This is a genomic window from Pseudomonas wayambapalatensis, from assembly GCF_049942315.1.
GTDB classification, from domain to species: domain Bacteria; phylum Pseudomonadota; class Gammaproteobacteria; order Pseudomonadales; family Pseudomonadaceae; genus Aquipseudomonas; species Aquipseudomonas wayambapalatensis.
On record NZ_JBNFMU010000194.1, the window covers coordinates 1 to 12,141 of the forward strand.

9 protein-coding genes are annotated in these 12,141 nt (G+C 63.8%); all 9 read right to left on the bottom strand.

The window, feature by feature from the left end; translation table 11 throughout:
- Nucleotides 1-54: 54 nt before the first annotated feature.
- Complete coding sequence (gene pgi, locus ACPZMI_RS15550) at nt 55-1,719, bottom strand: glucose-6-phosphate isomerase (protein ID WP_186669420.1); 1,665 nt, start codon at nt 1,717-1,719, stop codon at nt 55-57.
- 228 nt (nt 1,720-1,947) lie between these two features.
- Nucleotides 1,948-2,811 carry a pantoate--beta-alanine ligase gene (gene panC / locus ACPZMI_RS15555; RefSeq protein WP_186670414.1) on the bottom strand — a complete coding sequence of 288 codons (864 nt, stop codon included), beginning with the start codon at nt 2,809-2,811 and terminating at the stop codon, nt 1,948-1,950.
- Nucleotides 2,808-3,608, bottom strand: a complete 801-nt coding sequence (panB, locus tag ACPZMI_RS15560) for a 3-methyl-2-oxobutanoate hydroxymethyltransferase (protein WP_186670412.1) — start codon at nt 3,606-3,608, stop codon at nt 2,808-2,810. Before panB ends, panC begins: the two co-directional genes overlap by 4 nt.
- A gap of 251 nt (nt 3,609-3,859) precedes the next feature.
- Nucleotides 3,860-4,339 carry a 2-amino-4-hydroxy-6-hydroxymethyldihydropteridine diphosphokinase gene (folK, locus tag ACPZMI_RS15565; protein WP_186670410.1) on the bottom strand — a complete coding sequence of 160 codons (480 nt, stop codon included), beginning with the start codon at nt 4,337-4,339 and terminating at the stop codon, nt 3,860-3,862.
- Between the two features lie 2 nt (nt 4,340-4,341).
- Complete coding sequence (locus ACPZMI_RS15570; protein WP_186711867.1) at nt 4,342-5,730, bottom strand: polynucleotide adenylyltransferase PcnB; 1,389 nt, start codon at nt 5,728-5,730, stop codon at nt 4,342-4,344.
- Nucleotides 5,731-6,493: 763 nt separating this feature from the next.
- Nucleotides 6,494-7,945, bottom strand: coding sequence for a sigma-54-dependent transcriptional regulator (locus tag ACPZMI_RS15575; RefSeq protein ID WP_186670407.1), 1,452 nt, complete (start codon nt 7,943-7,945; stop codon nt 6,494-6,496).
- 4 nt (nt 7,946-7,949) lie between these two features.
- The gene (locus ACPZMI_RS15580; RefSeq protein WP_186711118.1) at nt 7,950-10,925 is read right to left on the bottom strand and encodes a sensor histidine kinase; all 2,976 of its coding nucleotides are present in this window, start codon (nt 10,923-10,925) and stop codon (nt 7,950-7,952) included.
- Nucleotides 10,909-11,085: a hypothetical protein gene (locus tag ACPZMI_RS15585; RefSeq protein WP_003250005.1), complete on the bottom strand. Its 177-nt coding sequence runs from the start codon at nt 11,083-11,085 to the stop codon at nt 10,909-10,911. Before ACPZMI_RS15585 ends, ACPZMI_RS15580 begins: the two co-directional genes overlap by 17 nt.
- 156 nt (nt 11,086-11,241) lie before the next feature.
- Nucleotides 11,242-12,129, bottom strand: coding sequence for a tRNA glutamyl-Q(34) synthetase GluQRS (gene gluQRS, locus ACPZMI_RS15590; RefSeq protein WP_186711119.1), 888 nt, complete (start codon nt 12,127-12,129; stop codon nt 11,242-11,244).
- Nucleotides 12,130-12,141 lie beyond the last annotated feature (12 nt).

Genomic DNA, 12,141 nt, shown 5'->3' on the forward strand with positions numbered 1-12,141 from the left:
CCGCTCCTACGGGCCCTTGTAGGAGCGGGCTCGCCCGCGAATGCAGCCTTCAGGTCAGCCGCGATGACGGCCGCGGAAGTAGTTGATCAGGCCCTGGGTCGAGCCATCTTCAGCGCTGTCTTCCAGGCTGCCGACCAGGCGCTGGTACACGCCCTTGCCCAGCTCCTTGCCCAGCTCCACGCCCCACTGGTCGAAGGCGTTGATGCCCCAGACCACGCTCTGCACGAAGACCTTGTGCTCGTACATGGCCACCAGCGCGCCGAGGCGGCGTGGGCTGATGCGCTCGACCACCAGGGTGTTGCTCGGGCGGTTGCCCGGGATCACCTTGTGTGGTGCCAGCTTTTCGATATCTGCTTCGTTCAGGCCTTTGGCGCGCAGCTCGGTCTCGGCTTCCTCGCGGGTCTTGCCGAGCATCAGCGCCTGGCTCTGCGACAGGCAGTTGGCATACAGCCACTGGTGATGGTCGGCCACCGGGTTGAAGCTCACCACTGGCACGATGAAGTCGGCCGGGATCATCTGGGTGCCTTGGTGCAGCAACTGGTGATAGGCGTGCTGGCCGTTGCAACCAACGCCGCCCCAGATCACCGGGCCGGTCTCGGTTTTCACCGGGGAGCCGTCGGTCAGTACACTCTTGCCGTTGGACTCCATGTCCAGCTGTTGCAGGTGCTTGGTGATGTTACGCAGGTAGTGGTCGTACGGCAGGATCGCGTGGCTGCTGGCATTCCAGAAGTTGCCATACCACACGCCGAGCAGCGCCAGCAGAACTGGCATGTTCTTCTCGAACGGCGCGGTCTGGAAATGCTGGTCCATGGTGTAGGCGCCGGACAGCAGTTCCTTGAAGTTGGCAGTACCGATGGCCAGGGCGATCGGCAGGCCAATGGCCGACCACAGCGAGTAGCGCCCGCCCACCCAATCCCACATCGGGAAGATGTTTTCTTCACGAATGCCGAAGGCCACGGCGGCGGCCTTGTTGCTGGAGACTGCGATGAAGTGGCGATAGAGCTCGGCTTCCGAGCCGCCCTGGGCCAGGTACCAGGTGCGCGCAGCCATGGCGTTCTTCAGGGTTTCGAGGGTGTTGAACGACTTCGACGAGACGATGAACAGGGTGGTTTCGGCGCGCAGGTTGGCCGACAGTTCGTGGAACTCGCTGCCGTCGATGTTGGCCAGGTAATGGCAGCGCACGCCGCGCTGGGCGTAAGGCAGCAGGGCCTCGGAGACCAGTTCGGGGCCGAGGAAGGAGCCGCCGATGCCGATGTTGACCACGTCGGTGATCGGTTTTTCGCTGTAGCCGCGCCACAGGCCGTCGTGGATGCGTCCGACCAGTTCGGTGATCTGGTTGAGGACCTTGTGCACTTCGGGCATCACATTGACACCACCGACATTCAGCTTGTCACCGACCGGGCGGCGCAAGGCCGTGTGCAGCACCGGACGGCCTTCGGAGCCGTTGATGATCTCGCCGCTGAACATCGACTTGATGGCGTCAGCCAGACCGACTTCCTGAGCCAGTTCGACGAGCAGCTCACGGGTCTTTTCGTTGATCAGGTTCTTCGAGTAGTCGAGGAACAGGCCGCAGCTGCTGAGCGAAAACTGCTCGAAGCGCTTGGGGTCGGCGGCGAAGGCGTCGCGCATGCTGAAGCCCTGCATGGCATCGCGGTGTTGCTGAAGCGCCTGCCAGGCGGGCAGGGCCGTCACATCGTGGGGAGTGCGGTAATACGCCATTGCGGATGGTTTCCTTCGGGCATGGTCAGGCTTTGACACTGGCAGGCTTTGCCAGTTGCAGGAGAGGCCCATTATAGGCATTGGCCGGTCGGCGGGAATGGGGCGGGCGGGCGGGGCGTGAAATATTTGCGTGGGGTTGTCAGTGCTGGCCTAATCGCGGGACGAGCCCGCTCCCACAGGTACAACGCCGTATTCAGTGGCGGCGCTGTACCTGCGGGGGCGCCGCGATCAGGCGGTCTTTTCGTCCAGGTGCAAGTACAGGTTGTCGATCAGCCGAGTGCTACCCAGATACGCCGCCCCCAGGATCACCAGGTCACGATCGTCGGCTTGCGCCGGTTTCAGGCTGACGGCATGACGCACTTCCAGGTAGTCCGGGCGGAACCCGGCGGCTGTCAGCTGCGCCTGGCCTTCAGCCAGCAGCGTCAGATAATCGCGCTGACCCCGCCGGACCGCCTCGGCCAACAGGCTCAGCACTTTGTATAGCATCGGTGCCGCAGCGCGTTGTTCAGCGCTCAGATAACCGTTGCGCGACGACAGCGCCAACCCATCCTCAGCCCGCACGGTCGGCTCGCCGATGATCTGGATCGGCATGTTCAGGTCTCGCACCATGGCGCGGATGACCGCCAGCTGCTGGTAGTCCTTTTCGCCGAACACGGCCAGATCCGGCTGGACCATGTTGAACAGCTTGCTGACCACCGTCGCCACACCCTCGAAGTGCCCGGGGCGGCTGGCGCCACACAGGCCTTCGGACAGTTGCGGCACGCTCACCCGGGTCTGCACGGTCATGCCGTCGGGGTACATCTCTTCGACAGTAGGCGCGAACAGCAGATGGCAACCGGCCTGCAACAGGGTTTCCTGATCGGCAGCTAGGGTGCGTGGGTATTTGTCGAGGTCTTCGCCTGCGCCGAACTGCAGCGGGTTGACGAAGATGCTGGCAACCACGAAGTCGGCGCGCTGGGCGGCCTTGGTCACCAGGGCGGCGTGGCCGCTGTGCAGGTTGCCCATGGTCGGGACGAAGGCGATACGCTTGCCTTCGCCCCGGGCGCGTGCCACGGCGGCGCGCAGTTCGCGGACAGTCTTGACGGTATTCATGCGCTGAACCCGTGTTCGGGGGCCGGGAAGCTCACATCTTTGACCTGCTTGACGTAGGCCGCCAGGGCGCTCTGGATATCGGGCTGGCCGGCCATGAAGTTCTTCACGAACTTCGGTACGCGGCCGCTGAGGGACAAGCCCAGCATGTCGTGCAGCACCAGTACCTGGCCATCGGTACCACTGCCGGCACCGATACCGATCACTGGAATGCTCACCGCCTGGGAAATCTCCGTGGCCAGCTCGCTGGGCACGCATTCGAGCAGCAGCATGGCGGCGCCAGCCTGCTCGAGGGCGATGGCATCGGCGCGCATCTGTTGCGCCTGGGCTTCCTGGCGACCCTGGACCTTGTAGCCACCGAGCACGTTGACCGTCTGCGGGGTCAGGCCCATGTGCGCGCACACCGGCACGCCGCGGTCGGCCAGCAGGCGGATGGTCTCGGCCAACCAGGCTGCGCCCTCGACCTTGATCATGTGCGCTCCGGCGCGCATCAGCTTGGCGCAGTTGACGAAAGACTGCTCGAGCGTGGCATGGGCCATGAAGGGCAGATCGGCCAGGATCAGTGCACCGTCGTTGCCGCGTTTGACGCAGGCGGTGTGGTAGGCCATGTCGTCGGTGGTGACGGGCAGGGTGCTGTCATGGCCCTGCAGGACCATGCCGAGCGAATCGCCAACCAGCAGCACCTCGACGCCGGCCTGGCTGGCGGCCTTGGCGAAGGTGGCGTCGTAGCAGGTCAGCATGGTGATTTTCTCACCCTTGGCCTTCAGGCCATGCAGGGTGGTCAGGGTTACTTCAGGCATGTAGCGAAATCCTCGTTCAGGCGCTGTGAAAAACGACTGCGTACAACGCGTGTATTCATCTTCCGGAGCGGCACATCATCGTGCGTGATGTTCGGGTCACAGGGCTGTCCGGGCCTAAATGGGTGTGATGCGGCATACGGGCGCCGCGGGACGCCTATAGTCGTGAGCGATGGGGGGGAAGTCAATGACCCTGTTACCGCATTGTTACGCTCAGGGTGTTACTGGCGTTACCGATGGCTGAAACGCCCGGATTACAAGCGTTCCAGCCCGACGAACGGGCAGTCCTGGAGCAGTTGCGCGAGGCTGCGGCCATCGGCCAGATGGAAGTCTTCAGGGACCAGCTCGGCCAGCGGATAAAGCACGAAGGGACGGGCATGCAGGTGGTAATGCGGCACTTTCAGACGTGGCACATCAATGACCTGGTCGCCGAACAGCAGCACATCCAGGTCGAGTGTACGCGGGCCCCAGCGCTCCTTGCGCACCCGGCCCTGATCGTTCTCGATGCCCTGCAGGGCATCGAGCAGCGCCAGCGGCGCCAGCTCGGTGTCGAGCGCTGCGACCGCATTGGTGTAGCGAGGCTGGCCGGGCAGCAGGGAGTCACTGGTGTACAACGCCGAAGCGGCCACCAGGTGCGTCCCGGCGATCTGGTCCAGCGCCTGGAGGGCGCTGCGCAGTTGCTCGGCGGGGGCGTCCAGGTTGCTGCCCAGGCCAATATAGGCGCGTACCGGCATGCTCAGTCGAAGGCCTCGTCGCCACCGGCCTTGCGCTTGCTATTGCTGCGCTTGCGTTTGCGCGGGGCCGGCCCCGAACCTTCGTCACGGCTGCCCAGCTCGCGGATCATGTCGCGGCGTTCGCTGTCGTGGGCGTCCTGGTAGTCGGTCCACCACTGGCCGAGATCGTCGGTTTCCTCGCCGGCACTTTCGCGCAGCAGCAGGAAGTCGTAGCCGGCGCGGAAGCGCGGGTTGTCCAGGAGCATGTCGGCGCGTTTGCCGCTGCGCCGTGGCAGGCGCTCCTGCATGTCCCAGATCTCGCGGATCGGCAGGGTGAAGCGCTTGGGAATAGCAATGCGCTGGCACTGTTCGGCGATCAGGTCGTGGGCGGCTTCGTTCATTGCCGGGATCGGCGGCACGCCCTGGCTTTGCAGGTACAGGGCACGTGCTGGCAGGGCAGGCCACAGCAGCGCGGCGAACAGGAAGGCCGGGGTCACCGGTTTGCCCTGCTTGACGCGCAGGTCGGTGTTGGCCAGCGCTTGGCTGATCAGGGTGTGGGTGTAGGTCGGGCGTTCATCCAGGGCGTGGGCGCTGGCCGGGAACAGGGGTTCGAACAACTCAAGGTCGACCAGCATTTCGAAGGCGATCGCCCCCTGGCCGGACAGGAACAGCTTGAGCACTTCCTCGAACAGGCGCGCCGGCGGGATTTCGCGCAGCAGCTTGGCCAGTTCGCGGATAGGCTGGACGGTGTGCTTCTCGATGCCGAAGTCGAGCTTGGCGGCGAAACGCACCGCGCGCAGCATGCGCACCGGGTCTTCCTGGTAACGGTGAGTCGGATCGCCGATCAGGCGCAGCAGGCGATTGCGGATATCGTGGACGCCATTGGCATAGTCCAGGACGCGCTCGCTGACCGGGTCGTAGTACAGGGCGTTGATGGTGAAGTCGCGACGCTGGGCATCGTCTTCGAGGGTGCCGTAGACGTTGTCACGCAGGATTCGCCCGCTGGCGTTGTGCGACGAACGGTGGCTGTCACCCTGGTCATCTTCGCTGTGATGAGCGCGGAAGGTGGCGACTTCGATGATTTCGCGGCCGAAATGGATGTGGACCAGCTTGAAGCGCCGGCCAATGATCCTGGCATTGCGGAATTCGGCACGCACCTGTTCGGGCGTGGCGCTGGTGGCGACATCGAAGTCCTTGGGGGTGATGCCCAGCAGGAGGTCGCGCACGCAGCCGCCGACCAGGTAGGCCTGGTAGCCGGCGCCCTGCAGGCGCTCGACGATGCTCACGGCGTGGCGGCTGAACTGGCTGCGCTGCAGCGAGTGCTGGCTCTTGTTGATCACTTCAGGCGTGGTGCGCCTGTGGTGTTGACCACGGATGGGAGGACGGAACGACTGGAACAGCTTCTTCAGCATGGGATGCACTGTTTGAAGGAATGTTCGGCCAAGACTAGGAGAATGGCCGCATGATGGCGGGGGATTCTAGCATTTACTGGCGGAATGGTGTAGGCGGTGCCGAAAGGCGATTAAGGCGGGGAGAAACGACATGGGGAGCCTAGGCTCCCCATCAAGTCGTTGCGTGCTCTTATTGTTTTTTTGTCGGGCTTCTTGTTTTTGTTGAGTGCCCTGTCCACACAGCCTGAAGCGTGTGAACGACCCCAAATTCAGGGGTGAAGAGCAAACGGATTGCTTTGGTCGCTGATGCTATGCTGATCAATCGATCCAACCAGTTCAGGCGCTGCTTTAGTGCAGTTTTTGTTGTTCTCTGCCTGGTTGTGGGGCAAACCCCAAACACAACTCCTCTCCAAAAGAATCAGTTAGCTGCGCCTCCGCCGTCTTGTTCTTGTTATGCGTGAGCCGTTTCGTCTTGTTCTTATTCTGAGTAGCAGTGCTTGTTATTGTTCTTGTACGAAAGATATAGCAGGTGGCGTGCCAACTTTCGCAAACCCAATTAAATCAATGGGTTACGGATTTTCGGGCCGCGCGCAAGGCGGGAAAATGTAGAAATTTCGTTACCGTATGCCTCGATTTGTTACGTCGCGGACGGTTGAGGTAACAGATTTTTCACGGTAACCGGGTGTTACCTGCTGAAGGGGCGGGGTGTGGTAGGGCTCACCGTGGGCAAGCCCCTGAACGCAAAGCGCCGACCCAGGGTCGGCGCTGTAGAGCTATGGACGTATCAGTTCTCGCTGGCGACGTTGCTTTTGCGCCGTGGAATACCCAGGCGCTGGCGACGCTCCCACAGGCACTTGCGGCTTACACCCAGCTTGCGGGCCAGTTCCGTCTCGGTCATGTGGTCCTGGTGTTCGAGGACGAAGTGCTGGAAGTAGTCTTCCAGCGACAGGTCTTCCGTCGGCTCGTGGCTGGCGTTGTTACCACCGACACCGGCGACCATCGGCAGGCTGTCGGGGAGGTCGTCGTCTTCCAGGCCGCTCAGTTCGATGTCGATGCCCAGCAGGTCGGCGGATATTTCCGGGCTTTCGCTGAGAATGACCGCGCGCTCGACGGCGTTCTCCAACTCGCGGACGTTACCCGGCCAGCTGTAGTGGCGGATGGCTTGCTCGGCATCGCTGGAGAAATGCAGGTCGTCACGGCCGATGCGCGCGCTCTGCCGGGCGAGGAAGGCGTTGGCAATCTCGTTGACGTCGCTGCCGCGCTCGCGCAAGGCGGGCAGTTTGAGGGCGATGACGTGCAGACGGTAATAAAGGTCTTCGCGGAACTGGCCGGACTTGGCCAGGTTTTTCAGGTCGCGGTGGGTCGCAGCGATCAGGCGCACATCGACCTTTTGCGACTGCACCGAGCCGACCCGACGAATCTCGCCTTCCTGCAGCACACGCAGCAGTCGAGCCTGAGCCTCCAGCGGCAGTTCGCCGATCTCGTCGAGGAACAGGGTGCCGCCGTCCGCTGCCTCGACCAGGCCGGCACGGCCAGCGCTGGCGCCGGTGAACGCGCCTTTCTCGTGGCCGAACAGCTCGGATTCGATCAGCGTTTCCGGAATGGCCGCACAGTTCACCGAGATCATCGGCGCCTTGGCGCGTCGCGAAAGGTTGTGCAGGGCGCGGGCGACCAACTCCTTGCCGGTGCCGGATTCGCCCTGGATCAGGACGTTGGAGTCGGTCGGGGCGACCTTGCGGATCTTGCTGTACAGGTCCTGCATGGGGGGGCAGGAACCGATGATGCCGATTTCGCCGTTGGCCGAGGCGCCGCTCTGCTTGTCTGCGCCTGGTGCCTTGCCGTTGCTGCGCACTTCGGCCGCGGCCGCAGTGGCGACCGGGGCATTCTGCCGGTCGCGCAGGATGCGCGCGACAGCCTGGAGCATCTCGTCATGGTCGAAAGGCTTGGCGATGTAGTCCACCGCGCCCATTTTCATCGAGTCGACCGCCGAGCGCAGGCTGGCGTAGCTGGTCATGATCAGCACCGGCGTGCCCTGGCCGAGCTTGATCAGCTCGGTGCCCGGTGCTCCGGGGAGGCGCAGGTCGCTGACGATCAGGTCGAAGGTGGCAATGCTGAAGCGTTCCTGGGCTTCCTGCACCGAGCCGGCTTCGCTGACCTGGTACTGGTTCCGCTCGAGCAGACGACGCAGGGCCGAACGGATGATGGTTTCGTCTTCGACGATCAGAATGTGCGGCATTGATTCAATTCTCTCGACGGTCTCGAATTTCAGGGGACGTCGCTACGACATGCCGGGGCAGGGTCACGCGGATCCGTGTGCCACGTTGCCGATCGAGATCGGCCGGGCTGTCGATGGTGATTTGCCCATAATGCTCTTCCACGATGGAATAGACCAGAGCGAGCCCCAGTCCGGTTCCCTCGCCCGGATCCTTGGTGGTGAAGAAGGGCTCGAACAGGCGATCCATGATGTTCTTCGGAATACCGCTGCCCTCGTCTTCGACGATCAGGTCGACGGTGTGCTCGCTCGCTTCGCTGCGCACACGCACGGCGCTGCCAGCTGGCGAGGCGTCGCGGGCGTTGGACAGCAGGTTGATCAGCACCTGGGCCAGGCGCTGCGGGTCACCCTCGGCCCAGTGGTCCGGGTCACAAAGGTTGAAGAACTGTACTTCGAAATTGCGCCGGTTCAACGCCAGCAGACCGATGGCATCCTGCGCCACCTCGGCCAGCGACACGGGCTCTTCGGTATTCTGGTGGCTGCCGCCGGCGTGGGCGAAGCTCATCAGCGACTGGACGATGCGCGAGACGCGCTTGGTCTGTTCGAGGATCTGGCTCGACAGCTCGATGATCTCGCCGTCGCCTTCGCGTTCCTCGCGCAGGTTCTGCGCCAGGCAAGCGATGCCGGTGATCGGGTTGCCGATCTCGTGGGCCACGCCTGCAGCCAGGCGGCCGATGCTGGCCAAGCGCTCGGAGTGCACCAGCTTCTCTTCGAGGGCCTGGGTCTCGGTGAGGTCTTCGACCAGCAGCACCAGGCCGCTGTTGCCCGGGGCCAGCGGCTCGTCGATGGCCGCCTTGTGCAGGTTGAGCCAGCGCGGCTGGCCGTCGAGGGCCAGGCGTTGCTTGTGCAGGTGCTCGTCGGGAAGGTCGATGAAGCCTTGCAGCAAGCCGCGCCAAGGTTCGGCGATGGTCACCAGGCGCGAACCGACCACGTGCTTGGCGGCGATGCCGGTCAGCTCCTCCATGGCTCGGTTCCACATCAGGATTTCCTGGTCCTTGGCCAGCGAGCAGACGCCCATGGGCAGTTCCTGCAGCGTTTGACGGTGGTAGCGGCGCAGCGCATCGAGCTCGGCGGCAAGGCCGGTCAGGCGCGAGTGGTAGTCCTCGAGACGGCTTTCGATGAAGTGGATGTCTTCGGTGACGTAGTTCTCGTTACCTGACTTGTAGGGCAGGAAGGTCTCGACCATGTCCTGGGCTACGCTGGGACCCATCAGCCCCGAGAGGTTGGCCTCGATGCGGTCACGCAGGCGCCGCAGGGCGTAGGGGCGGCGTTCGTCGAAGGGCAGATAGAGGTCGCGCAGGGCCTGCTCGACTTCTTTCTGCGCGGCCTTGGCGCCCAGTGGCTTGGCCAGTTGGGTGGCGAATTCCTGGGGGGAGGCCGCATGCAGTTCACGGCGTTGCGGGCGGCGCACATTGTCGACTGCGCAGGCCTCGGCGGCGCTGACCTCCTCGCTGCTGGCGTTGGTGAACAGCGAGATCAGGGTGAACAGCAGCACGTTGGCCGCCAACGAGGCAATGGCCGCCATGTGCCAGCTGGTGTCGTCCAGCACGTAGATCATGTTCAGCAGCGGAATGTAGAAGCCCTGCACATTGCCCAGCAGCGGCAGCAGCATGGTGACCATCCACACCAGCGTACCGGCCAGCAGGCCGGCGATGAAGCCGCGCCGATTGGCGGTTGGCCAGTACAGTACCGAAAGCACGCCCGGCAGGAACTGCAGCGTGGCGACGAAGGCGACAATGCCCAGGTTGGCCAGGCTCTGGTGGGTATTCTGGGTCAGGTAGAAGACGAAGCCTGCGGTGATGATTGCCACGATCAACGCGCGGCGGGTCCATTTCAGCCAGCGGTAGATGTTGCCCTCGGCAGGGGGCTGGTAGAGCGGCAGCACCAGGTGGTTGAGGGCCATGCCCGAGAGCGCCAGGGTGGTGACGATGATCAGGCCGCTGGCCGCTGACAGGCCGCCGACATAGGCGAGCAAGGCCAGCGCCTCGTTGTTGGCGGCGATGCCCAGGCCCAGGGTGAAGTATTCCGGGTTGGTGCTTGCGCCCAGGCGCAAGCCTGCCCACAGCACCAGCGGCACCGCCAGGCTCATCAGCAGCAGGAACAGCGGCAAACCCCAGCTGGCGCTGACCAGCGAGCGCGGGCTGAGGTTCTCGGTGAAGGCCATGTGGTACATGTGCGGCATGACGATCGCCGAGGCGAAGAACACCAACAGCAATGTGCGCCATGGGCCCTCCTGCAGCGGCGTGTGCAGTGCGGCCAGTGCCGTCTGGTTCTGCAGCAGCCAGACTTCCAGTTCGTGCGGGCCGCCGAACACCCCGTACAAGGCGTACAGGCCGATGCCGCCCAGGGCCAGCAGCTTGATCACCGACTCGAAGGCGATGGCGAACACAAGGCCTTCGTGCTTCTCGCGGGTGGCGATATGGCGTGAGCCGAAGAAAATGGTGAAGAGGATGATCAGCACGCAGAAGGCGAAGGCCACGCGCGCCTTGACCGGCTCGCCGGTCAGGATGCTGATGGAGTCGGCCACCGCCTGGATCTGCAGGGCCAGCAACGGCAATACGCCGATCAGCATGATCACCGTGGTCAGTGCCCCGGCCCAGGTGCTGCGGAAACGGAACGCCAGTAGGTCGGCGAGGGAGGAGAGCTGGTAGGTGCGGGTGATCTTGAGAATCGGGTAGAGCAGCACCGGCGCCAGCAGGAAGGCCCCGGACACACCCAGGTAACAGGCGAGGAAGCCATAGCCGTACTGGTAGGCCAGGCCTACCGAACCATAGAACGCCCAGGCACTGGCATAGACGCCCAGCGACAGGGTGTAGGTCAGGGGGTGGCGGATGACCGAGCGCGGGATCAACCCGCGTTCGCTGACCCAGGCCACGCCGAACAGCACCAGCAGGTAGGCGGCGCTGATCAGGATCATCTGGGTCAGGCTAAAGCTCATCGGCATCTCGTTGGCTCTGCAGGATGAAGGTGACGACGATCAGGATCAGCCAGAGCAGATACGGGCGGTACCAGGCTCCGGTCGGTTCGATCCACCAGTCCATGATGGCCGGGGAGAACAGATAGATCCCCACGACCAGAAGCAGGACCAAGCGATAGATATACATGCGGGCCTCGATGGCAGGGCGCTGCGGGTTTGAGCTTCTTATTATTGGCGCAAATGGCTGGGGCGATGCTAGCGGGATTCTGGGGTGTTCGCCAAGGGTTTGAATTCGTTGGGGTTTTGAATGTGCGCAGCTTGCCCCGCGAGAGGGCCGACCGCGTCAGCGCAGATCCGCCTCCGGCACCGTCAACTGCCGTGCAATCGCCCCAGGTTTCCACTGCCTGCGCGCCACCGCCAACACCTCGGCCGGACTGGCACCTTCCAGCGCCGGATCACTCGCCTGCCCCAGGGCTCGTAACGCCCGCAACAGCAGCGGCGTGGCCTGGTCCGCCTGCAGCGGTGGTGAACGGTACGATTTGCCCAGCTTGTGCCCATCCGGCTGCACGATCAACGGAATGTGCAGGTAGCGCGGCTGCGAGAACCCCAGCAGTTCCTGCAGGTACAGCTGGCGCGGGGTGTTGTCGAGCAGGTCGGCGCCGCGCACGATGTCGGTCACGCCTTGCCAGGCATCGTCCAGCACCACTGCCAGTTGATAGGCATACAGCCCGTCGCGGCGCTGGATGACGAAATCCCCCACCTCGCGTCCAAGGTGCTGCTGGAATTCCCCCTGCACACGGTCGTTGAAGCGGTAGAGCAGTTCGGGCACCCGAATGCGGATGGCGGCATTTTCGCGGGCATGGCCAGCGTTGCGGCAGAAACCGGGGTAGATGCCGCCGTATCCTTCCAGTTGCTTGCGCGAGCAGGTACAGGCGTAGGCCAGGCCCATGCTGAACAGGCGATCGACCACCGTGGCGTAGGCCTCATGACGCTGACTCTGGAACACCACTTCGCCATCCCACTCCAGGCCGTAGCGTTCGAGGGTCTGCAGGATGGCGTCACGGGCGCCGGGCATTTCCCGGGGCGGATCGGTGTCCTCCATGCGCAGCAGCCAGCGCCCGTCCACGGCGCGGGCATCGAGCCAGGAGGCGAGGGCGGCGACCAGCGAGCCGAAATGCAGGAAGCCACTGGGGGTGGGGGCGAATCGCCCGATATAGCGGGAGTCGTTCATGGATGTGCTGGG

Excerpts from the sequence above, each read along its gene's own strand:
- ACPZMI_RS15580 (WP_186711118.1), bottom strand. The coding sequence starts at position 10,925 with ATGCCGATGAGCTTTAGCCTGACCCAGATGATCCTGATCAGCGCCGCC.
- panC (WP_186670414.1), bottom strand. The coding sequence starts at position 2,811 with ATGAATACCGTCAAGACTGTCCGCGAACTGCGCGCCGCCGTGGCACGC.
- gluQRS (WP_186711119.1), bottom strand. The coding sequence starts at position 12,129 with ATGAACGACTCCCGCTATATCGGGCGATTCGCCCCCACCCCCAGTGGC.
- folK (WP_186670410.1), bottom strand. The coding sequence starts at position 4,339 with ATGCCGGTACGCGCCTATATTGGCCTGGGCAGCAACCTGGACGCCCCC.
- ACPZMI_RS15585 (WP_003250005.1), bottom strand. The coding sequence starts at position 11,085 with ATGTATATCTATCGCTTGGTCCTGCTTCTGGTCGTGGGGATCTATCTG.
- panB (WP_186670412.1), bottom strand. The coding sequence starts at position 3,608 with ATGCCTGAAGTAACCCTGACCACCCTGCATGGCCTGAAGGCCAAGGGT.
- pgi (WP_186669420.1), bottom strand. The coding sequence starts at position 1,719 with ATGGCGTATTACCGCACTCCCCACGATGTGACGGCCCTGCCCGCCTGG.
- ACPZMI_RS15570 (WP_186711867.1), bottom strand. The coding sequence starts at position 5,730 with ATGCTGAAGAAGCTGTTCCAGTCGTTCCGTCCTCCCATCCGTGGTCAA.
- ACPZMI_RS15575 (WP_186670407.1), bottom strand. The coding sequence starts at position 7,945 with ATGCCGCACATTCTGATCGTCGAAGACGAAACCATCATCCGTTCGGCC.